We start from the raw sequence: 20,963 nt of genomic DNA on the forward strand, positions 1-20,963 counted from the left end.
GCATGGAAAAATTAGGAAGTATATACAATAGGTTTGGTACAATTATTGTTTTGCTTGCACTGATGTTAATTGTAACCATTATTAATCCTCAATTTTTAACTATGTACAATATCTTAAATATCTTTAAACAAGTTTCGATTAATGGGCTGATTGCACTTGGAATGACCTTCGTTATCTTAACAGGCGGAATTGATTTATCAGTTGGGGCGATATTGGGTTTTTCAGGGATGATTCTTGGCTTGATGATCACTGGGGGAACACCGGATTTACTGGCAATCCCAGCAGTATTAGCGATCGGTGCCTTACTCGGATATTTTAATGGATTCTTTATTTCGAAGATGAAGCTACAGGCATTCATCGTCACATTAGCAACGATGACAATGTTTAATGGACTTACATTGATTGTTTCGAATGGGATTCCGGCCTCCGGTGTAACGAAGGATGCGCCTATACTAGATTTCTTTAGCCAAGGAAGTATATTGGGGATTCCGTTTCCGATGATTATTTTCGTAGTAGCTTTTCTTATTCTATTAATTTTATTGCAAAATACAGTTTTCGGTCGCGGTGTTTATGCGATAGGAGGAAATGAGGAAGTTGCAAGACTTTCCTCTATACCGACCAACAGAATTAAGACATGGGTTTACGTCATAAGTGGCATGATGTCAGCGTTAGCAGGTGTGGTATTAACATCTCGCTTAAGCTCAGCGCAGCCCACTGCAGGAGCGGGCTTTGAACTAGATGCGATTGCGGCAGTTGTTATTGGTGGCACAAGCTTAGCAGGTGGTAGAGGCCGACTGTTTGGAACCTTTATTGGCGTTCTCATCATTGGAGTCTTAAATAATGGTCTTAACATTATCGGAGTTTCAGCTTTCTTCCAGCAATTTATTAAAGGGCTAGTTATTCTTCTTGCGGTCATTTTAGATCGTAAGAGTGCTAGATAAGTAAGTAAAGATATTAGGAGGGGCAAACAATGAAAAAATTTTCCTTAGTCTTACTAGCTGTATTCCTGATCATTTTAGGAGGATGCAGCAGCAATGAAAGCGGTGGAGAGTCGAATGGAGGAGATGGTGGAGAAAAGAGTGAAGGTTCAGGTAAAATTGCCTTACTGATGGCTGATTTAGGTAATCCTTTCTTCCACGTTCTAAGTGATTCAGTAGTAGCGCAAGGTGAAGAATTAGGATATGAAGTGCTAGTTTATGATGGTCAAAATGATGCTTCTAATCAGCCATCGCAGGTTGAAGATGCCATCCAAAAGGGTGTAGATGCTATTATCATCAACCCTGCTGATGAATCATCAACTGCTAATGCATTAAAAGAAGCTATTGCTCAAGATATTCCAGTTGTAACAGTTGATAGAGCAGTAGATGTGGATGGCGTATTATCTTATTTAGTAACAGATAATCTTAAAGGTGGAAAGCTTGTTGGTGAATGGTTACAAGAGAAGTTGCCTGAAGGTGGCAAAGTTATTCATATCGAAGGTGTTATGGGTACAGCTCCACAACGTGAACGTGGGGGTGGATTCTTAAGTGTTATTGATCCGAAGGAAAATGCTGAGAGCAAATTTGAAATTATAGATACAGCGGTAGGTGACTTTTCTATGGCACCAGCTGAAGCTGCAATGTCAGATTTATTAGCTAAGCATGATGATATTGATGTCGTTTTTGCTCAAAATGATACAATGGCTGTTGGGGTAGTACGCGCTATTGAAACAGCGGGCAGACAAGATGATGGTATCATCGTGATCGGTTTTGACGGAGCTCAGGAAGCTTATGATTTAATTGATGAAGGGAAAATGGCGGTAACGGCAGTACAGGATTTCAAATTTATCGGAGCAGAAGCTGTCAACTACGTTGATGCATATCTTAAAGATGGTACTAAGCCAGAGCCAGAAGTTTTGGTTGACGTTTATATGTCAGATTCAAAATAATCATTAACTAATAGGAAAAGGTGCCCCTTTATGTATGATAAATAAAGGGGTATTTTTTTACATGTTCTATAAGGAGATGCTGATGTATGTCGCGTATAGCAGTTGTTGGTAGTATCAACATGGATCTTGTCGTAGAAACGGACATTATTCCGAAGAAGGGTGAAACCGTACTGGGAAACCATTTTTTTATAGCACCAGGCGGAAAAGGAGCCAACCAAGCAGTTGCTGCTGCAAGGTTAGGCGGGAATGTTACGATGTTTGGCTCGGTGGGCATTGATCAAAATGGAGAGACTCTGAGAGCAATCTTAAAAGAGGAAGGAGTAGAGACTGCTTTTATTAATATTGTGGAAGGCGTAGCAACAGGTGTCGCGATCATCGAAATTTGTGAAAATGATAATCGAATTATTGTGGCGCAAGGTGCAAATCAATATACCAATTTAGAGTATTTAACAAAAGTTTCGCAGGAATTGTTAAATTATGATGTCATCTTGTTACAACATGAAATCCCAATGGAAAGTATTGAATACATTACGAATTATTTATCAATCTATAATAAAACAATCATCTTAAATCCTGCTCCAGCATTTACGTTATCTGAAGAAACATTAAAATGCATCACTTATATTACACCTAATGAACATGAATATAAAATGGTTTTGAACACGTCAGATGACATGGATGAAGTATTAAAAAGGTTTCCAAATCAATTATTAATTACACGTGGTGAAGAAGGAGTGACCTATTATGATGGAAAAAATATTATAACGGTTCCTTCGATAAATGTGGATATTGTTGATACAACAGGAGCAGGTGATACATTTACTGGTGCGTTTGGTGTTGCTATTTCCCAGGGACAGGATTTACAAAGGGCCATTCATTTCGCGAACTGTGCCGCTGGGCTTTCAATCACAAAAATGGGAGCACAAAAAGGAATGCCTACGCTTGATGAAGTGTTGAAAATAATGTAGTGGGGATGTCTATTATCTCTCTTTTCTTCTCATTGAATGGGTTGAAACGGTTTTGAGCATGTTTGTATCAAAGCCTTTCATGAGCTCATTGCCAAAGAAGCTACGAAAAGCAAGAGTGTTCATTATGGGGGATCAGTGATACACTAACGAGGTGTTTCTAAATAGAAGTTGTGGAATCATTTTATTAAGAAATGATGTTAGGAGTTTAATAATGGCAACCGAACATGATTCAACCTATATTTCTTTTTCGAGAGAAGAGTGGGCTAGCTTACATCCTAGTTCACAAATTAATTTATCCCAATCAGAAATTAATCATCTGCAAGGGATCGTTGGAAATTTAACAAATGAGGAAATTTCAAAAATTTATTTGCCGCTCATTGAGTATTTATCTGTCAACAAGGAGGCAGCAGAATTCTCACATCATGTAAAGAATCAATTTTTAAAAAAGGTAACAAAAAATCCACCATTTATTATCGGGATTGCTGGAAGTGTTGCCGTTGGGAAAAGTACTACCTCGCGAATTCTTCAATCTCTACTTTTGGATTTACCAGCCCGACCAAAGGTGGATTTGATTACGACGGATGGATTTTTATTTTCGAATAATGTTCTTAAAGCAAAAGGCCTTTCTGAGCGAAAAGGATTTCCTGAAAGTTATAATATAAGAGCGTTAATTGATTTTTTGTCAGCGGTTAAATCAGGAAAGCCCTGTGTTCAGGCACCTGTCTATTCTCATTTATATTATGATGTAATTCCTGGACAATACCACCAAGTTTGTCAGCCTGATATTGTCATTATTGAAGGAATCAATGTACTGCAAACACCAAAGCAGTTAGGAAGCAGTATTCCGAGTAGAGTAGTATCTGACTTTTTTGATATTTCCATTTATGTGGATGCCGATGAAAGCCATATTTTAAAATGGTATGTAGAAAGGTTTAAACTGTTGAAAAAAACAGCATTCACGAAGCCGGAATCTTACTTTAAGCGTTTTGCCGAGCTTTCGGATGTGGAAGCAGAAGGTGTCGCTACAGATATTTGGAATCGAATTAATAAAGTTAATTTAGAGGAGAATATTTTGCCGACTAAGTATCGGGCCGATCTCATCATTGAAAAATGCTCCAATCATCAAGTTGAGAATATTAGAGTGAGAAAGAATTAGCTGAAGATATAGTTCCAATTTATGATTGGAGGTTATTTTGTTGAAGCAGCAGTTACAATTTGAAGCCTCTTGGGATAGAGCGCTAGCTGAGAAGGATCGAAAGTTGATTGAAAAAATTTTTAATGCTACATATCCAAGCGATCATCGTGAAGTTATTTGTTCTTTTATAAGAGTAGCCATTAATCATAAAGAGGAATTGCTTGTTACAGCACTAGTTCATAATTATATGGATTGTCCACTTGTTTTTGAGAATGTAAGAGTGCTATACAGGATCAAAGGGCAAGTTTTAGCAGATAACCTATTTACTTTATCTGCTCTTGTGATTCCACCGTATGTGAGTATGCCTTGGACCTTTATCTTTCCGCAGGATCGTTACATCCTAAAGTCTTCAATGAAGAATGGACGATTAGAAATATATCGTCCATTCTAAATTTTTTCATAAACGGCTTTAACTACATCATTTAATTAAATCCACCGTTTACACGAATGGTTTGTCCTGTTATCCATCGTGCTTTGTCGCTAACAAGTAATTCAATGGCATTTGCAATATCTTCAGGTTCACCGAGGCGGCCGAAAGCGTTCAATGTTCGAAATGAATCTATCAACTCCTGAGATTTTCCTTGTAAGAATAGCTCGGTTGCTACTTGACCTGGTGCGATACAATTAATAATAATTTCCTTCGGACCGAATTCTTTTGCTAATTGCCGAGTTAGTTGTTCAATAGCGCCTTTTGTGGCAGCATAGACGCTGTAGGTCGGCAGCATGGCTCCTGACACTGAAGTCGAGAAGTTGATGATTGTTCCACCTCGTGACATATGTTTCATTGCCTGCTGACATGCAAAATAGGTGCCTTTTACATTAATGGCAAAATGGCGATCAAATAGTTCTTCAGATACATCAGCAATGGCTTTACATTCCATAATTCCTGCATTATTAACAAGAATATCTATTTGTCCAAATTGTTTAAGTGTTTCCGAGAATAACAAGTCAACCTCACTCACTTTACTTACGTCGGCACGTATGGCTACAGCTTCCCCGCCTGCTTGTTTAATCTCCTGTACAACTTCATTTGCTTTTCGTTCACTTGCGGAGTAATTGACCACGACTTTTATACCTAGGCTCGCTAATTGGAGGGAGACTTGTCGGCCGATCCCCCGTGATGCCCCTGTAATTATCGCTACTTTTCCATATGAACTCATAAAGAACTCGCTCCTTTTTGTAACTAATTGGTTAAGCCTTGTATAATCATTATATTGAAGCATTGTTTGCAGACGTTAGAATATATCTGTTCAATTCTTGCCTATTTCTCTTTAGCCGCGCTGTCATCAAAATCAATCTAGTATGAATTGAAAGGAAGGTTAACATGGATAAATCTCATCGTATTAGACAATGTTTGCAACAATTGGCACAGTTAATTTTTCGCCATGCTCCCACAAATGGTACTCATGCTACGGCCATTCCCACTTTATCCTTCATGCACGCCACCGAGTTAACTGAGCCGTTGGAATCTGTATATAAGCCATCTATTTGTGTAGTGGCTCAAGGAGCAAAGACAGCTACGTTAGCTGACAAAACCTATATATATAATCCATCTGCTTACCTAGTAACATCTGTAGAGTTGCCGATTATCGGAGAAATCATTGATGCTTCACCTGAAGTTCCATATTTAAGCTTGAAACTAAGTTTTGAAGCTGACATAATTCTAGATATCGTGAAAGAAATGAATGCGCCTGTTCCTTCACTCTCATTAGAATCTAGCCAAGCGATAACAGTGAATCGTACATCGCCTGAGTTACTAGATGCGATCATCCGGCTTTTAAGTCTATTAGATCATCCCGGTGACATTCCAGTTTTAGCACCACTTTTTATTCGAGAAATTTTGTATCGGGTACTTCAAAGTGAGCAAGGTGCAGCTATTCAACAATTTGCAAATGTCGGTAGTTATGCATACAACATTGCCAAGGCTATTCAGTTGATTAATCGCAAATACGATCGCCCGCTTGCGATTGATCAACTTGCGAGCTCAGTCAATATGAGTACATCTGCATTTCATAAACATTTCAAACGTGTCACAACGATGAGTCCTTTGCAATATCAAAAAACGGTTCGTTTGCAGGAGGCGCGGCGTTTAATGTTAACAGAAACATTACAAGCTGCTGATGCTGCCTTTCGAGTCGGCTATGAGAGTCCTTCCCAGTTCAGCAGAGAATATGCTCGAAAGTACGGTCGGCCACCGAAATTGGATATAAAAGAGCTACGAGGTTCGCTTAAGTAAAACTTTTAGTGAAGTGTCCCACTTTAATACGCAGTAAGTTTGCTACCTTTGTCGGGGCGCAACCACTTGCTGAATAAAGTTAAAGCCCCAGATTTATCAAGTCTCGCTTGATAAAACCTGGTCAGAAATACGTCTAGATGTATTTGATTTTAATACGGATCATGTGTGCAAGCTCTTACCTGGGAAAAAACGCTGATTTCGCGTTGTTAAGAAAATGAATTGATTCTCTTAGGCCAAAATTTTGCAGATGTGAGATAATTTTTAAGAAATATCATTTGCTTCAAATGCAATGAATCTATTAAGAAAGTGGAAGTGTTTTCATTATGAATGAGACTTTAACGTCAGATTGTGAACATTGTTTTGGGTTATGCTGTGTCGCTTTGCCTTATGCCAAGTCGGCTGATTTTCCGTTTCATAAAGATGGAGGAGAGCCTTGCCGCAATTTATTATCAGATAATCGGTGTAAAGTACATCATGAGTTAAGGGAAAAGGGGTTCCACGGGTGTGTCTCGTATGAATGCTTTGGGGCTGGACAGCATGTGTCGCAAAAAATGTATGGGGGGCGTGACTGGCGCGGTCAGTCGGAGCTTAGAAAGGAAATGTTTGCTGTCTTTCCATTAATTCAGCAGTTGTATGAAATGTTATGGTATCTTACGCAAGCGTTAAGCTTGAACGAAACTAAACCGATTCATGCTGAGCTTAAGCAGCTATATGAGCGAACGGTTGAACTCACTTTAAATGCTCCCAATGAAATAATTCAATTAGGGATCGACATGCATAGAAGCAAGGTGAATAAATTATTAATAGAAACAAGTGAATTATACCGCCGTAACCAAGCAAATAAGCACGAAAAGAAGAGTAAGAGAAGCTTTGATTATATGGGTGCGGATTTAAGAGGAAGGAATTTTCACGGCAGCAACTTTCGAGGAGTATTATTGATAGCTGCTAATTTAAGCTATGCAGATTTAAGAAAAGTGGATTTCATCGGTGCGGACTTAAGAGATGCAAATCTAGAGTTTGCAGATTTATCAGATGCACTTTTTCTCACGCAAGCGCAGATAAATTCAGCTAAAGGAAATATCGCTACAAAAATACCAGACTTTTTAGTAAGACCACACCATTGGTTAGCACAATCAGACAAGTAAGATGATGCAAAGGAGGGGAAGGAATGCTAGATAAAGCAAGGCAAGGAATTGCTCGAGTCGAAGCGGTTAGTTTAAGTGATAAGCATACTTTTAGCAAAGAGAGTAAAGACAGCATTCACTTAGTTGCTGGATTAGGAGTGAAAGGCGACGCCCACTTTGGGGCTACAGTTAAGCATCGTTCGAGAGTCGCAAAAGATCCAAACCAGCCTAATTTACGGCAAGTACACTTGCTTCATAAAGAACTGTTTGCAGAATTAAAGGAAGATTTCACCATAAAGCCCGGTCAAATGGGGGAAAATATAACGACTTCAGGAATAGAATTGCTTAAGCTACCTACGGACACAGTGTTACATATAGGGGAGACTGCCATTGTAAAAGTGACTGGTTTACGTAATCCCTGCGCGCAAATTGATCATTTTCAACCGGGCCTATTGAAGGCAGTTTTGGGCAAGGATGCAGCTGGAAATGTGGTAAGAAAGGCTGGAATTATGGGGGTTGTTCTACAAAGTGGAGTAGTGAAACGCGGTGATGCTATCAGAGTGGTTCTGCCCAAAGGGCCATTTAAAAAATTGGAGCGTGTATGAGACACTTCTATCCTAATGGAGCAACCCACACTTTTGCAGAGTGTGGGATGAAATTAAAGATGCTGATAATTTAGATCATGCTTTGTATCTTACCATAAGAGCATGGCCTCGTTTCGTTTCGGCAGCTGTGTTTGTAAACTCCATTCTGGATACTGTTTAATCAGTTATACTTGCTCACCTGTAGCAAAAGCAATAAAGGAATATAATGTTCTTTTTCCATCGGGTGCTGAAATAAACCATTCTTGTTCGACTTCCGAAATGGTGAGCTTATCTCTGTCTGCCGCTTTTTTCGCTTTTAACGGTTCTAATCTTTTCCACAGCATGAGATGCTCATCCTTCCTGTTGTGAATACAATATTATGACAAACTGGACATACAAAATTATGGACCTTCTGAAAATTTCCTGCTGATAATTCGCCGTTTCATATACTCTCAATATTTACGTCAAGCAAAGTGGACAAGCTTGGTAACAGTGAGATATCCGGGCAACCGTAGCCATGTTCACTTTTAGAAATCGTTCGATTAGATATCTTTATTTGCTCGGCTAATTGTTTTTGTGTTAGCTTTTTCCCTACGTAACTGAAAAATGAACTCTCCAACTTTTTGATTGTCGATATTTTCTCCTCCCAATCTACTGTCATCATAAGTGATTCATAATGAGTGGGTAACAAACTGAGTAGTGTTGGAGGAAAGGGGTTAAAAATAAAACGAAGTGTGATAAAGGTGTTATGAGCGTTAACATAACTTGTTGATCTTAAGGTCAAAAAACGAAAGAGCTTCTAATGATTGGCTTGATGATGATAAGGATAGAGAAGGACTTAATAAAGGTGAGGGATTGAAGTTTTAATCTTGAAGAAATGAACATAAGTCGATCGTATGACGCATGGAAATCATGCGTTTTTAAAATGATTTTTTGGGGAAGAGGGAAAGAAATGTAACTATAATGCGAAAAATGGTATCTTAATGTTATATTCACCCTAATATTTATTTAAATCTATTAAACAGGAGTCCATCTCTATGAAAAAATTCGAAAACCAGATTACAACGACGATGAATATGGGCTTGAAATCGATGCTCAGCATGTTGAAAGATGCTGTAAAAGGTAGAGAGAGTCGCAAGCCTGCTGTTCCCATTGAGATAGAGGAGTTTAAAGCAGATGAAGTGATTTCCCATGCAACTGTTCCACGGATTACATGGTTTGGTCACTCCGCTTTTTATTTAGAAATAGAAGGAAAGAAGCTATTATTTGATCCGATGTTTAGTTTACGACCGTCGCCAGTTTCATGGGTTGGGACGAAACGATACACGGGGAGTCTGTTACAGCAGTTGGATGATTTTCCAATGCTTGATGCCGTTATTATTTCGCATGACCATTATGACCATTTGGACTATCCATCTATTGTACGGTTAAAGGATAAAACAGTCCGTTTTATTGTTCCATTAGGCGTACGTAAACGATTAATAAAATGGGGAATTTCTGCCGAAAAGATTACAGAACATTCTTGGTGGGAGGAGCTTCAATATCATAATCTTACACTAGCTTGTACTCCATCAAGGCATTTTTCTGGAAGAGGATTACATGATCGCAATGCAACCTTGTGGTGTTCATGGGTGATTAAAGGTCAGGAATGGCAGATTTTTTACAGTGGAGACAGTGGGTATGGCCCCCATTTTAAAGAGATTGGAGAAAAGTATGGTCCGTTTCATTTAACGATATTAGAATGTGGGCAATACGATGAACGGTGGGCAGCGATTCATATGAAACCGGAAGAAACGGTGCAAGCGCATCTTGATTTGCAAGGAGAAATGTTACTTCCTGTCCATTGGGCAGGTTTCACGTTAGCCTATCACAGTTGGACCGACCCAGTTGAAAGAGCGATTGCTACAGCATTAAAAAATGAAGTGAGGATAATAACGCCTAAAATCGGTGAAACCGTAACTGTTACTGCAGAGAACATGCCTGCGCAACCATGGTGGAGAACGATCTAGGTGAGGGTGACAAGAGGTTGGGCATTCCGGCGCCATAGCCTCTTTTTTTACAATTAATATCAGGGGAGGGTGGCAGCATCCGTACAACAAGAACTTATAACTGCGATTGTCGGTATCTTATCTCCGTTTTATATGTTGTTCAGTAAGCTGGGAGGAACTATTTTTTAGTGGAAGGTAAGGGAGTAGCATGTCGAGAACTCACTGATAGCGATTGCCTAGAGGGAATCGACATATTAATGCGAAATTAATTCATATAACAAAGACATCAAGAGGGAGGACCTCTTGATGTCTTTTGCCGGCACTACTCAAGGCATAAATGGTTCATTAAATACTTTTATACTTATGGAACCTCATTTCACTAACAAAAGTTGAGCTTAGCAAGAGTATCCCACCTATCATTTGTAGTAATGTAAACGGCTCCCGCAAAATGAATCCAGAAATTAAAATAGCCACAAAAGGATCAATATAACTCAACATCGCAATGCTTTGCCCTTTTAGATTCTCCATGCTAGAGAAATACAACCAAAATCCTACTCCAGTATTGATAATCCCTAATAAAAGAATAAAGGGAAGAGAGGAAACCGATACATTTAAAATGGTAATCCCTTCTGTAAAAAGGACGTAGGGCAGAAGAATAGAAGCAGTCGTACCAAGTTGAATAATCGTTACTTCTAATCGATTGATTCCTTTGATAAATTTATTTAACAGCATTAATGAAGCGTAAAATGCTGCTGCAGCTATGCCCCAAATTAATCCGAGGACATCGTTTTTTCCTGCTGCAGTTATTCCATTGCCCACAATGAATGTCATGCCAATGATGGCGATAATCATGCACAGTATTTTTTTGAGTGGCAGTGGCTCCTTTAAAATTATGGGAGAAAGCAGCATCACAAAAACAGGTGCAAAATAATAACCTAATGTTGCATTTGCAAGGGATGTATATTCATAGGAACGATAGAGAAAAATCCAGTTTCCACTTAAGGCTACTCCGGATGCGACAAGAATAATTGCATTTTTCCGTATCGTTCTCCATATAAATGTTCTTCTTTGCTTGTAGAAGACAAGGCTTAAAAAGAGAAAACCTATTAAACTGCTTAAAAATGCTGTTTCACTCGCAGATAAGTCAATGTATCTTACAACTAAACCAATCGTTCCAAAGATAATCATTGAGACTATAAATTGTATATTCGAATTCATTTTCTACTCCTTCGAATCTGCGAAAAACAGCTTATATTTCGCAGATTCTTAATCTGTTTTAAATATAAGCGTGCTTATGAGTAGAAATGGTGGTGGCGGTGAAGTCGCCAATCTAATATTTGGATTGTTAATTGATTTTGCTAAGGGCATGAACGGGCACCTCCTTATCGGAATTTTTATAAAAGTTTAAATGAAAATAAATATTTATCGTTCATCACAAAAAATCCACGATAGCATGTTCCGTGGCAGCGTCGTATGTAAGAAGTTGTGCAACGATGAAATTGATTTAATTATACATGAAGCAGGATAATTTGTATTAAATAAATTTGAAGCTTCGCGCAAACAATCAAACTCATAGTAAGTATTATCATATTTGCGACCTCAAGCGGAGGAAAGTTAAATGGAAATAAAGAAAAACGCCTTTATTAGTAGCTTGGAAAAAACCACTAACTAGGCATTTTTTGTTTTTGAATGAGTGATAATAATCATTAAGAGTCTTTATAGACTTTAATTTCTGTCCCAGGATAGTAATGCTCGAGAATTTCTTTGTATGTTTTTCCTTGTTCAGCCATTTTGCTTGCTCCCCACTGGCTCATTCCAACCCCATGGCCGTTTCCTTTACCGCTAATCGTATAAGAAGTAGGGTGCACTTCAAAGGAACTAATTAAATAGCTTTTGAAATGAGCTCCACCAATGATCGGCCTAATTTTTTTCAATTCGACATCATGGTAGGAGAGCTTTTCGAATAAAATCGTCCCATCAAACAATCTTCTCATAAATTCAATCTGAAGCGAACCCTTAACCGAACGCGATGATTCGTTTTTGCCATTTTCGATTGCAAAATGAGGGATGCTCAAAATTTTAATATCTCCTGTATACCCATTACGTTGAAGCCAATTTTTCATGGAAGATGTAAGGTCCATATCCTTTTCCTCTAATTGGTCCCACCAATTTGGTTCATTCCAGTTGATTCTGTCGATATCAATTTGTGTTTTATGAATTGTGAATGTCCATGGCTGTACCGGATCATACGGATCGCGCTTAACTGGGAAATAAGGAGTTGGCGCACCGCCCCAAACATTTTTATTGCTTTCTGTTATTCCGCCATTGCTTGCAGAGTAAAATGTGCTTATCGGTTTATTTTTAAATGTAATGATTTCACCCTTTGTCTCATTGACAGCTTTTTTTGTTTTAGTAAATTGATTGTAGCCACCATAGACTTGATAATGGATTGTATCGTCAAGTTCAGCATCCTTATGGAGAAGGGTATACGTACGAGCTGCTAATGTTTGCGCCTTCAAGGCTTCAATATCCCACTCAGGGAAAACTTCAAAAGGTACAACACCTTTTAGATAATCTTCTAAAAGTAATTGATTGACAGGCCTAATGTAGTTTTCTTTATCAATTTGGAACTCAAATGCCCCCATATAAGGTCGATCGTCAATATAGAGCAAGTGCTCTTCATCATATCCTTTTGGAGTTAAAATAAAAGGCTTGGTTACTGTCATTTTTTCTTTCCCATGCTGTAGAATCAGCTTTTTCCCTTGTATGAAAAGTGTATAGTCCACCCCTTCTGTTAAATTCAGCGTTGGATCGAGCGTAAAATACTCCCCTTTTAAACGCAATCTAATTTGGGAGGTGTCGCCAAGGTAGTTTTTCAATTTTACGGTGATTAATTCTTCGGCGACAGCATCATTGGCACAAGTTAACAACAGGATTATCAAAATAAAAGGCTTTAGAATTTTCATATCATTTATTATTGATGATGTCGTTTTTGATTATGCATCCACAAAAATCACTGAGGATAAAATGAACGAACAGAGGAACAATCGTGCTAAAAATAGCACAACTTAATGGGGGCAATTAATGATATACATATATTATGACTTTGGTGGCACTCATTCCACATCATTGGCGGCAGCTTATCATCTTAAAATGATTAACGAACCATCAGAAGTCCTTAACAAAGAAGAAGTATTGTCGGTCCCTTTTTTTAATAAATTAAAAAAACAAGATGCAGGAAAATTTATTTATCATGGAGAGGATGATGAAGGTAATCCAGTTTATACGCTTGGAAAGCGTTCTTCAAAATTAGTCATTCCTTCCCTTTATCAATATAGTCTCCTTTTGAGTGAACAGGTTGGGTTGCAAGAAAAGATCATTTTCTCCAATACATCTCCTGTTGTGCCGCTCGCTATGACATTAGGAGGCTTTTTTTCACGGGGCTTGGGCTTGAATGCTGTTGGCGTACCGCTGCTTATAAAAGGGGCGCAGAAGTGCTGTAAAAATGTTTATCAACTCGTCGAAGAGACTAAACGTATAGCGAAGGAAAAGGAGAATGAACTCATTATTACGATTGAAAACAAAAAATACCAGGCTTAAAAAAGCTGCTCAACCACTTGCGTATCTTTCGGTTTAGCAGTTTTTGTATTTTTGAGGGATTTTTCGGCGTCATCCGTCATAAATTCTAAAATATGAGGTGGGAAATGGGTGGTGAAAACTTATGTTATCCACGCTGAAAGTTTTGGAATCCATTCCAGAGGCAACTGAGAAATGTATTTTGGCAACGATCATCGAAATAGAAGGCTCCGCATATTTAAGGGAAGGCACCTTCATGATCATAAAGGAAAATGGAGATAAGGCAGGACTCCTTTCCCCGGGATGCTTGGAAGAGGATTTGATTTTAAGAAGTAAAGAAATATTTAAAACAGAATTACCACAAACGGTGATGTATGATACGAGTGCCATAGATGATGCAGGGTGGGGGCAAGGAATGGGCTGCAATGGAATGATGCGAATTCTATTGGAGCCCATCACCGAAACGTTGCATGCTAGCCTATTGAGTGTGAAAGAAGTACTTGTACAAGGTTATGCCGTTTACCATGAAAAAGAATTATTCGCTGATTATACATTAAAAAAAAGCTCCTTCGAAATTGTAGATGAGGATCTCTTATCGAACATCTCCTGTAATCTTTACAGAACGGAAGAAGGGCATCGCTTTACGTATTACTTCACGCCACCGCCAATTATGGTTGTGTTTGGTGCCGGAGAGGATGCGAAACCATTAGTTGAGCTCGCTGTGAAAATTGGATTTGTTGTCAAACTTTGTGATTGGAGACCAGCGCTTTGCAACGAAGAAATCTTTCCGAATGTCCACGAATATTATATTGGCTCACCTAGTCAAATCGCCGATTTCCTCCGTATTTCCGATGGCAGCTTCATCGTCGTAATGAGCCACAATTTTTCTAAAGATCAAGAGTTTTTAACGGCCTTGGAGAAATACAGTCCTGCTTATATTGGTGTTTTGGGATCGAAGGAGAGAACGAGACGTCTGCTCCGCAATATGGTAAATCAAGAGCAAGTGACCTTTCCGATTGGTCTTCCGATTGGAGCACAAGGTCCTGAAGAAATTGCGGTCAGTATTATGGCTGAAATCATTCAGAAGTATAGACAGTATGATGGCAACTGACTTACATATCGTTGGGGTCTATCTTGCAGCGGGCAGCAGTAAAAGAATGGGGTGCAATAAATTGGCACTTCCATTAGGTAATTCCATTTTAGGAGCACATGCACTGCACACAGCTCTACAAACAACTATTTCCCACATCATTGTTGTCACGAGTGAGAATGCTTCGATTGATTGGGGAGCCTATGCTCGAGAAAAACTCACTGTCGTAATATGTAAAGAATCGAAGCAAGGCATGTCTTCCTCTATAAAAACAGGTATTCGAGAAGTTCAAAAAATGAATGCAGACGCAGCCATGCTTCTTTTAGCTGATCAACCATTTATTCAAGTCTCGATGTTAGCAGAGTTAATCGCTATGTTTTCTAAAGGGGAGGCTGACTATGTGGCAGCTTGTTATCAGAATATCATCAGACCTCCTTTGTTGATGGGTAAAACGATTTTTCCCGTAGCTGAAGAGTTAAGTGGTGACAAAGGAATCAAACATTTATTGCTGAAGCGCCCGTATATAAAGGGTAGGATTATGCCGTTTGAAGATAAAAGTTTATTTATCGATATAGATACGAGGGAAGAGTATCGAGAAATAAATCATAAATTAAGATGAAAGAGGGTTACTCCATGCATATTATCGGAAAAGGCATTATGCGTAAGGATTCCCTTGAAAAAGTAACCGGTCATGCAAAGTATACTGCTGATTTTGAGTCAAAAGAAATGCTTTATGGGCGATTGGTGACAAGCCCGTATGCACACGCGACGATTAAACGGATTGATACATCTGGCGCAGAAAACATCAATGGTATTCATGCGATTATTACGGGCGAAAATTTGCCGCTTACAGGAGAGGAAATGAAGGATCGATACCCGATTGCAAATGAGAGAGTCCGCTATCATGGAGAAGTGGTGGCCGTTGTTGTTGCGGATACTCCCTTTCTAGCAATGCAAGGAGCGGAAGCAATCAATGTCGAGTATGGATTGCTTCCGATCGTCAACTCACCATCCGAGGCTTTAAAGGCAGATGCTCCATTATTGCACCCTCATCTCGAAAATTACGAAAAAATAAACATGGTCTACCCTGTTCCAGGCACAAACATCGCCTGTAAAACGAAAATTCGCAAAGGCAACTTGGAAAAGGGCTGGCATGAAAGTGAGGTGTTCGTAGAAGAGACGTTTGCTTTTAGACCCTCTGATCATGCTGCGATGGAAACCCGTGCTGTTTTTGCACAAATTCATCCTGATGGAATGATAGAGTTAACTGCTTCCTCTCAAGCCCCTTTTATGATTAAAAGATTAATAGCTGATTATTTTGATGTTGAATTAGGGCGTATTGTTGTGAATACGCCTTTAGTCGGGGGCGCCTTTGGAGGAAAAGCGTCGGTTCAGCTTGAACTGTTAGCTTACCTTGCCACAAAAGCGGTAAATGGAAGATTGGTGAAAATCGTCAATGAGCGTGAAGAAGATCTGGTCACCTCGCCTGGTCATATCGGTTTGGAGGCGCAGGTAAAGTTAGGTTGTACAAAAGAAGGAATTCTTAAAGCGGCGGAAATTCTTTTTTTATGGGATGGGGGAGCGTATTCAGATAAAGCGATTGATTTAAGCAGAGCAGGGGCTGTTGATTGCACAGGCCCTTATCATATTGACAATATTTGGTGCGATTCTTTGTGTATGTATACAAATCATCCATATCCTGCTCCTTTTCGGGGATTTAGCCATTCAGAGGTTCATTTTGCCTTTGAACGGACGATGGATGTATTGGCGCAGAAATTGAATATGGACCCGCTTGAATTGAGAGCGCGCAATGCCATTTTGCCAGGACACACTACCCCCACACAAGTAGTGTTAAACTCCAGTACGGTTGGTAACTTGCCAGAATGTATTCGGAAATTGAAAACGTTGCTCAATTGGGAGGAAGGCCAGGTTATTGATGTTGGTCCAAACAAGCTGAGGGCAAAAGGAGTTAGCTGTGTATGGAAAACTTCAACAATTGACCCAGATGCTAGCTCAGGAGTTATTTTAACTTTTAATAAAGATGGCAGCATTAATCTCATATCTGGTGTTGTTGAGATTGGAACTGCAACCAAAACAGTTCTTGCCCAAATTCTTGCGGAAAAGTTAAAAATGGATATAAACGAAATTCATGTGCAAATGGGTGTGAATACGCAAAGCACCCCAGAGCATTGGAAAACCGTTGCAAGTCGAGGAACATTTATGGCAGGGAGAGCGGTGTTAACAGCAGCGGAGGATGTCATTAAACAATTGAAAAGTTTGGCTTCCTTTTTGTTAAGAGCATCGACGGAGGATTTAGAAGTAGGTTATGGAAGAGTGTATATCAGGGATGAACCTACGCGATACATTCCGATAAAAGAAATCGCCTATGGATATTCCTTTCCAGAAGGACCGTCGATCGGAGGGCAAATAATTGGTCGAGGAACCTATATTCTTCGAGGCATGACCCATTTAGATAAAGAAACGGGTGCAGGAAGGCCCGGACCGGAATGGACGGTAGGTGCTCAAGGAGTAGAAATCGAGTTGAATACAAGAGACTATACGTATCAAGTTCTTAAAGCGGTCGCAGTAATCGATGTAGGCAAAGTATTGAATGAAAAAACGGCGTTCGGTCAGGTAAAAGGTTCAATGAGTATGGGCTTATCTTTTGCTGCGAGAGAAACCTTTCGTTTTGATGAGGAAGGAAGGGTTCTGAATCCACAACTTCGAAGCTATCGCCCTCTTAGATTTGGAGAACATCCAAAATATGAAGTGGCTTTTGTAGAAACTCCGCAGCTAGACGCCCCATATGGAGCGAGAGGAGTCGGTGAGCATGCTCTTATTGGTATCCCGGCTGCACTTGGAAATAGTCTTTCAACAGCACTCTCAGTAAAGATTAATTATTTGCCAATGATTCCTGAAGTGCTGTGGAAGATGAAAGAAAGAGGGAAATGAATGTGCTGGCATTTGATCTTGAGTATTTTAAACCAAAAACGATTGAAGAGGCAATAGAGTGTTTCTTTTTGCTAAAAAAAGAAAATAAACGCGTCATCTATTATTCGGGAGGCACTGAAATATTAACACTTGGCCGTCTGAATCTTCTTCAAATGGATGCTGTCATTGATATAAAAGCAATCTCTGAATGTCTAGAATTTAATTTTAAACACAATCAATTAGCTGCAGGTGCGGCGCTTTCATTAACCCGCATTGAAGAGGGAAATTATTTTCCACTATTAAGTACGGTTGCTAAGGAAGTTGCTGATCATACGGCACGCAATAAAATTACTCTTGGTGGTAACATCTGCGGACAAATTTTTTATCGAGAAGCAGTGCTGCCTTTTCTTCTCTGTGATAGCGATGTCGTTATTGCTGGCGAGGACGGGAAAGAGACTGTTTCGATTCACCAAATTTTTAATGGAGCGTTCCGATTGGAAGAAGGACAGTTTCTTATTCAACTCTTAACGGATCAAAAATATATAACAATGCCGTTTGTCAGTCTGAAAAAAAGGCAGCAGTGGGAAACGGGTTATCCCTTAATAACGGTTTCCTCCATAAAAGCAGATAATCGCCTACGTTTTGCTTTTAGTGGTCTATGTTCATTTCCGTTTCGCTCGACAGAGATGGAGGACGCATTAAATCAAGCGAATAAGCCATTACACATCCGAATTCAACAAGCGATTGATCATATTCCAGCTCAAGTTTTGGATGATATTGAAGGCTCTCGGGAGTATCGTTTGTTTGTGCTACGGAATACGCTCGAAGAAATAGTTGCTGAATTGGAGGGGGAAGGATGACGGAAAAAATAGCGATCCCATTAAACGTAAATGGCGAGATTAGGGAGGTCGTCATTCGTCCAGCCGATACTCTGCTCGATGTCCTGCGAAATGAACTTTCATTAACTGGCGCAAAGCCGGGCTGCTTAAATGGGGACTGCGGAGCATGCTCTGTGATTGTTGGTGGAACCGTTTATAAATCATGCATTATGTTAGCAGTTGAGGCAATCGATTCCAAAATCACGACAATTGAAGGTTTGAAAAATTCACCAATACAAGAAGCCTTTATAAAGCATTTTGCTTTTCAATGTGGGTATTGCACCCCAGGTTTTATTATCAATATTCAAGCATTGCTTGAGAAGCATCCCAATCCCACTTACGAAACGATAAAAGAATGGCTTTCCTCAAATATTTGCCGCTGTACGTCATATGAGGAAATTGAAGGAGCGGTATTTTCAGTAGTGGAAAAAAACAGGGGAAGAACATCAAGCTGATCTTCCCCTTCCCATATATGATTAAAGATTGCAAGAATTGATTCACAACCACTATTTATATCCTCTCTTCAATGTCGGTAAAAAAGTCGATATAGGTACCGAGCATTTACCAGTAATCCTCGAGGCTAGGACAAGCCGTTCATCTTCCGACATCCTTACGAGCAAGGTATTCCATGTCAATAATTGTGGAGGCGTAGCAGATCGAATACTTTGCAAGAAATGGTACTTGGCAGTGTCAGTCATAAAGTCGTGAAGAGGGCAATTTGTCCGGTGCTGGTGGTAAAGTAAATCGTTAAACAACTGAGAAATTAAGTCTGAGTAGGTTATATCAAATATGGAATAGTTGATTCTTAATTTGCTAAATGGGCTCTAGTAACATGTTCGTATAGATGAGCTTTTGATTGCAAAATTGCTATCCGCAATATTTGGTAAGGTTAAAAGTATGTGTAAGATGTTTTAGAAAGGTGAGTAAAAGGGATTTTAGCCATAATCTTGGACGAAAGAAAAAAATGAATAAAGCTGCTCGTATACACAAAAACGAGCAGCTCTATTTTATGATCTTTTCAACTGATTAATATTTAATAAATTGTGTAATTGCCTCGACATATAAGTAGATGAATGGGAATAGTCCTTTTTTATCCAGTCCAGTATTAAACCTAGTACCCCCTGTGCATGGTAGGTTACGTATAAGTCCATATCGATGTCAATATTCAGGTTGCGCATCTTCAAAAGTTCTTTTTTAAAAGCTAATGAAAACTTGTCAATAAACATTTCTTGAATATTTGGGATCGCTTCAGATGTCTTCCAAAGGTTAAAAAAATCCTTCTTTTTATAAATATGCTCAAAAATGACAATATCGGCAGGTGTCATATTCTCAATCCCTTTTTTAAAATCATCAAAAAAAGCAGCAATGAGACCATTAACCATACTTTCATTAAGCTCCTCAACCAATTCTTCTTTATATTTATAATGAAAGTAAAAGGTGCTTCGATTGTAATCGGCTCTTTCGACAATATCGGTTACGGAAATATCTTTGTATTCCTTTTCATAAAGAATGTCTATAAATGCTCTCTTGAGCATTCTTTTTGTTCGACGAACTCTTCTGTCCTCACGATTCTCATCTGAAAGCATTATATTCCTCCTTTATGATATCCAATCCCGTTGATTAAAAAAGAAGAGATAAAAACATGCGATGTTTTGAGGTTCAAAATATGACAAAATATAGCAAATTGGTATTCATTTGTAAGAGGGATCAAACTCTCTATGTATTTAAATTATATACCATATTCATAAAAATTTTTGATGTTTCCGACAATATTAAAAAAAATGTTGGTTTTTTAGACATTAATAAATTTTTTAGTGATTGATGAAAAATTTGTCTAACCATAAGATGAAATTAAGATAAGCTTATCTGAATTAGACATTTTTCGTAGATTTTCTGATGTAGTTAAGTATAACTGTTTGGAGGTAGTAATGTTCAACTCTTCAAAAGTACAAAATATGTTCAAAAGAAAGCAAAAAGATGAAAACGTAATCAAGGCGCCGATTGAAGGTGAAGTATGGCCATTAAGTAATGTCAATGATCCGGTATTCTCGACAGAAATGATGGGGAAGGGTGTAGCAATTTTGCCGAAAAGGGGAAGAGTCGTTTCTCCAGTAAATGGGAAAGTGGTGTCCGTGTTTGAAACTAAACATGCCGTTACCCTTGCTTCCGACAACGGAGCGGAAATATTGATCCACGTAGGCCTGGATACAGTTAGTTTAAACGGGCAATACTTTGAGGCACTTATTTGCTCAGGAGAAAAAGTAAAAATAGGGGACCCTTTGCTACAATTTGATATCGATAAAATCAAAAGACAAGGTTTTGATCTTATATCACCGCTCATCATTTGCAATACAGATTCATTTAGAGAAATAGTAAGTTTTACTGGTAAAGAGGTTGAAGAAATGGAAACGGTTATTGAGCTTATTAAAAATTAATTTGTACAACTAAGAAAGGGGGACTATGCGT

At 38.9% G+C, this 20,963-nt stretch carries 22 protein-coding genes and 1 pseudogene; 17 read left to right on the forward strand and 6 right to left on the reverse strand.

Annotation, left to right across the window (positions count from 1 at the left end):
* Positions 1 to 2: 2 nt before the first annotated feature.
* From PZE06_RS11825 to PZE06_RS11845, 5 genes are all read left to right on the forward strand, one after another.
* On the forward strand, positions 3 to 941 hold the full coding sequence (locus PZE06_RS11825; RefSeq protein WP_150915824.1) for an ABC transporter permease: 939 nt from the start codon (positions 3 to 5) through the stop codon (positions 939 to 941).
* 29 nt (positions 942 to 970) lie between these two features.
* Positions 971 to 1,927 (forward strand): sugar ABC transporter substrate-binding protein, encoded by a 957-nt coding sequence (locus PZE06_RS11830; RefSeq protein ID WP_095310750.1) that lies wholly within the window; start codon positions 971 to 973, stop codon positions 1,925 to 1,927.
* An 86-nt stretch (positions 1,928 to 2,013) separates the two neighbouring features.
* On the forward strand, positions 2,014 to 2,895 hold the full coding sequence (rbsK, locus tag PZE06_RS11835; RefSeq protein WP_150915825.1) for a ribokinase: 882 nt from the start codon (positions 2,014 to 2,016) through the stop codon (positions 2,893 to 2,895).
* Between the two features lie 211 nt (positions 2,896 to 3,106).
* Positions 3,107 to 4,051 (forward strand): type I pantothenate kinase, encoded by a 945-nt coding sequence (gene coaA, locus PZE06_RS11840; RefSeq protein WP_095310746.1) that lies wholly within the window; start codon positions 3,107 to 3,109, stop codon positions 4,049 to 4,051.
* A gap of 40 nt (positions 4,052 to 4,091) precedes the next feature.
* On the forward strand, positions 4,092 to 4,481 hold the full coding sequence (locus tag PZE06_RS11845; RefSeq protein ID WP_095310745.1) for an SLAP domain-containing protein: 390 nt from the start codon (positions 4,092 to 4,094) through the stop codon (positions 4,479 to 4,481).
* Positions 4,482 to 4,512: 31 nt separating this feature from the next.
* Here PZE06_RS11845 and PZE06_RS11850 read toward each other — a convergent pair whose 3' ends face one another.
* Positions 4,513 to 5,250 (reverse strand): SDR family oxidoreductase, encoded by a 738-nt coding sequence (locus tag PZE06_RS11850; RefSeq protein WP_095310743.1) that lies wholly within the window; start codon positions 5,248 to 5,250, stop codon positions 4,513 to 4,515.
* Positions 5,251 to 5,414: 164 nt separating this feature from the next.
* Between PZE06_RS11850 and PZE06_RS11855 the strand changes: the two genes are divergently transcribed.
* The 3 genes from PZE06_RS11855 to PZE06_RS11865 all read left to right on the forward strand — a co-directional run bounded on the left by PZE06_RS11855 (position 5,415) and on the right by PZE06_RS11865 (position 8,055).
* Positions 5,415 to 6,326 carry an AraC family transcriptional regulator gene (locus tag PZE06_RS11855; RefSeq protein WP_150915826.1) on the forward strand — a complete coding sequence of 304 codons (912 nt, stop codon included), beginning with the start codon at positions 5,415 to 5,417 and terminating at the stop codon, positions 6,324 to 6,326.
* A 323-nt stretch (positions 6,327 to 6,649) separates the two neighbouring features.
* The gene (locus PZE06_RS11860; protein ID WP_150915827.1) at positions 6,650 to 7,471 is read left to right on the forward strand and encodes a pentapeptide repeat-containing protein; all 822 of its coding nucleotides are present in this window, start codon (positions 6,650 to 6,652) and stop codon (positions 7,469 to 7,471) included.
* Between the two features lie 23 nt (positions 7,472 to 7,494).
* Positions 7,495 to 8,055, forward strand: coding sequence for an MOSC domain-containing protein (locus PZE06_RS11865; RefSeq protein WP_095310738.1), 561 nt, complete (start codon positions 7,495 to 7,497; stop codon positions 8,053 to 8,055).
* 164 nt (positions 8,056 to 8,219) lie between these two features.
* Here PZE06_RS11865 and PZE06_RS11870 read toward each other — a convergent pair whose 3' ends face one another.
* Both PZE06_RS11870 and PZE06_RS11875 read right to left on the reverse strand, forming a co-directional pair.
* Complete coding sequence (locus tag PZE06_RS11870; RefSeq protein WP_225315189.1) at positions 8,220 to 8,378, reverse strand: hypothetical protein; 159 nt, start codon at positions 8,376 to 8,378, stop codon at positions 8,220 to 8,222.
* A 98-nt stretch (positions 8,379 to 8,476) separates the two neighbouring features.
* Complete coding sequence (locus tag PZE06_RS11875) at positions 8,477 to 8,698, reverse strand: helix-turn-helix domain-containing protein (protein ID WP_306421192.1); 222 nt, start codon at positions 8,696 to 8,698, stop codon at positions 8,477 to 8,479.
* A 373-nt stretch (positions 8,699 to 9,071) separates the two neighbouring features.
* Between PZE06_RS11875 and PZE06_RS11880 the strand changes: the two genes are divergently transcribed.
* A complete protein-coding gene (locus PZE06_RS11880; RefSeq protein WP_150915828.1) occupies positions 9,072 to 10,043 on the forward strand; it encodes an MBL fold metallo-hydrolase in 972 nt (323 codons plus the stop codon).
* Between the two features lie 324 nt (positions 10,044 to 10,367).
* Here the strand turns inward: PZE06_RS11880 and PZE06_RS11885 are convergent, their stop codons facing one another.
* On the reverse strand, positions 10,368 to 11,240 hold the full coding sequence (locus PZE06_RS11885) for a DMT family transporter (RefSeq protein WP_150915829.1): 873 nt from the start codon (positions 11,238 to 11,240) through the stop codon (positions 10,368 to 10,370).
* A gap of 488 nt (positions 11,241 to 11,728) precedes the next feature.
* Entirely contained in the window at positions 11,729 to 12,964 is a 1,236-nt protein-coding gene (locus PZE06_RS11890) for a SpoIID/LytB domain-containing protein (protein ID WP_225315191.1), read from the reverse strand.
* Positions 12,965 to 13,106: 142 nt separating this feature from the next.
* Between PZE06_RS11890 and PZE06_RS11895 the strand changes: the two genes are divergently transcribed.
* From PZE06_RS11895 to PZE06_RS11925, 7 genes and pseudogenes are all read left to right on the forward strand, one after another.
* Positions 13,107 to 13,622, forward strand: a complete 516-nt coding sequence (locus tag PZE06_RS11895) for a DUF3189 family protein (RefSeq protein ID WP_095310732.1) — start codon at positions 13,107 to 13,109, stop codon at positions 13,620 to 13,622.
* Between the two features lie 121 nt (positions 13,623 to 13,743).
* Positions 13,744 to 14,709 carry an XdhC family protein gene (locus tag PZE06_RS11900; RefSeq protein ID WP_150915831.1) on the forward strand — a complete coding sequence of 322 codons (966 nt, stop codon included), beginning with the start codon at positions 13,744 to 13,746 and terminating at the stop codon, positions 14,707 to 14,709.
* Positions 14,696 to 15,307 carry an NTP transferase domain-containing protein gene (locus tag PZE06_RS11905; protein ID WP_150915832.1) on the forward strand — a complete coding sequence of 204 codons (612 nt, stop codon included), beginning with the start codon at positions 14,696 to 14,698 and terminating at the stop codon, positions 15,305 to 15,307. The genes PZE06_RS11900 and PZE06_RS11905 overlap by 14 nt, the downstream gene beginning before the upstream one ends.
* Positions 15,308 to 15,321: 14 nt before the next feature.
* Positions 15,322 to 17,640, forward strand: coding sequence for a xanthine dehydrogenase family protein molybdopterin-binding subunit (locus tag PZE06_RS11910; protein WP_150915833.1), 2,319 nt, complete (start codon positions 15,322 to 15,324; stop codon positions 17,638 to 17,640).
* Positions 17,641 to 17,642: 2 nt separating this feature from the next.
* Entirely contained in the window at positions 17,643 to 18,479 is an 837-nt protein-coding gene (locus PZE06_RS11915; RefSeq protein WP_095310882.1) for an FAD binding domain-containing protein, read from the forward strand.
* Positions 18,476 to 18,952 carry a (2Fe-2S)-binding protein gene (locus PZE06_RS11920; RefSeq protein WP_095310724.1) on the forward strand — a complete coding sequence of 159 codons (477 nt, stop codon included), beginning with the start codon at positions 18,476 to 18,478 and terminating at the stop codon, positions 18,950 to 18,952. Before PZE06_RS11915 ends, PZE06_RS11920 begins: the two co-directional genes overlap by 4 nt.
* A 204-nt stretch (positions 18,953 to 19,156) precedes the next feature.
* A pseudogene (locus PZE06_RS11925) lies at positions 19,157 to 19,240 on the forward strand (universal stress protein); the annotation flags it as partial.
* Between the two features lie 264 nt (positions 19,241 to 19,504).
* Here the strand turns inward: PZE06_RS11925 and PZE06_RS11930 are convergent.
* Positions 19,505 to 20,083: a TetR/AcrR family transcriptional regulator gene (locus PZE06_RS11930; protein ID WP_150915834.1), complete on the reverse strand. Its 579-nt coding sequence runs from the start codon at positions 20,081 to 20,083 to the stop codon at positions 19,505 to 19,507.
* 342 nt (positions 20,084 to 20,425) lie between these two features.
* Here PZE06_RS11930 and PZE06_RS11935 point away from each other — a divergent pair, with 342 nt between their 5' ends.
* Entirely contained in the window at positions 20,426 to 20,932 is a 507-nt protein-coding gene (locus PZE06_RS11935; RefSeq protein WP_150915835.1) for a PTS sugar transporter subunit IIA, read from the forward strand.
* Positions 20,933 to 20,963 lie beyond the last annotated feature (31 nt).

It is taken from the genome of Robertmurraya sp. DFI.2.37, from assembly GCF_029211245.1.
GTDB lineage: Bacteria > Bacillota > Bacilli > Bacillales > Cytobacillaceae > Robertmurraya > Robertmurraya methanolica_A.

Bases quoted from the DNA above. Each gene is read 5' to 3' on its own strand.
- PZE06_RS11930 (WP_150915834.1), bottom strand. From the start codon at position 20,083: ATGCTTTCAGATGAGAATCGTGAGGACAGAAGAGTTCGTCGAACAAAA.
- rbsK (WP_150915825.1), top strand. From the start codon at position 2,014: ATGTCGCGTATAGCAGTTGTTGGTAGTATCAACATGGATCTTGTCGTA.
- coaA (WP_095310746.1), top strand. From the start codon at position 3,107: ATGGCAACCGAACATGATTCAACCTATATTTCTTTTTCGAGAGAAGAG.
- PZE06_RS11860 (WP_150915827.1), top strand. From the start codon at position 6,650: ATGAATGAGACTTTAACGTCAGATTGTGAACATTGTTTTGGGTTATGC.
- PZE06_RS11875 (WP_306421192.1), bottom strand. From the start codon at position 8,698: ATGATGACAGTAGATTGGGAGGAGAAAATATCGACAATCAAAAAGTTG.
- PZE06_RS11910 (WP_150915833.1), top strand. From the start codon at position 15,322: ATGCATATTATCGGAAAAGGCATTATGCGTAAGGATTCCCTTGAAAAA.
- PZE06_RS11825 (WP_150915824.1), top strand. From the start codon at position 3: ATGGAAAAATTAGGAAGTATATACAATAGGTTTGGTACAATTATTGTT.
- PZE06_RS11870 (WP_225315189.1), bottom strand. From the start codon at position 8,378: ATGCTGTGGAAAAGATTAGAACCGTTAAAAGCGAAAAAAGCGGCAGAC.
- PZE06_RS11920 (WP_095310724.1), top strand. From the start codon at position 18,476: ATGACGGAAAAAATAGCGATCCCATTAAACGTAAATGGCGAGATTAGG.
- PZE06_RS11935 (WP_150915835.1), top strand. From the start codon at position 20,426: ATGTTCAACTCTTCAAAAGTACAAAATATGTTCAAAAGAAAGCAAAAA.
- PZE06_RS11880 (WP_150915828.1), top strand. From the start codon at position 9,072: ATGAAAAAATTCGAAAACCAGATTACAACGACGATGAATATGGGCTTG.
- PZE06_RS11850 (WP_095310743.1), bottom strand. From the start codon at position 5,250: ATGAGTTCATATGGAAAAGTAGCGATAATTACAGGGGCATCACGGGGG.
- PZE06_RS11900 (WP_150915831.1), top strand. From the start codon at position 13,744: ATGTTATCCACGCTGAAAGTTTTGGAATCCATTCCAGAGGCAACTGAG.
- PZE06_RS11830 (WP_095310750.1), top strand. From the start codon at position 971: ATGAAAAAATTTTCCTTAGTCTTACTAGCTGTATTCCTGATCATTTTA.
- PZE06_RS11855 (WP_150915826.1), top strand. From the start codon at position 5,415: ATGGATAAATCTCATCGTATTAGACAATGTTTGCAACAATTGGCACAG.
- PZE06_RS11905 (WP_150915832.1), top strand. From the start codon at position 14,696: ATGATGGCAACTGACTTACATATCGTTGGGGTCTATCTTGCAGCGGGC.
- PZE06_RS11865 (WP_095310738.1), top strand. From the start codon at position 7,495: ATGCTAGATAAAGCAAGGCAAGGAATTGCTCGAGTCGAAGCGGTTAGT.
- PZE06_RS11895 (WP_095310732.1), top strand. From the start codon at position 13,107: ATGATATACATATATTATGACTTTGGTGGCACTCATTCCACATCATTG.
- PZE06_RS11885 (WP_150915829.1), bottom strand. From the start codon at position 11,240: ATGAATTCGAATATACAATTTATAGTCTCAATGATTATCTTTGGAACG.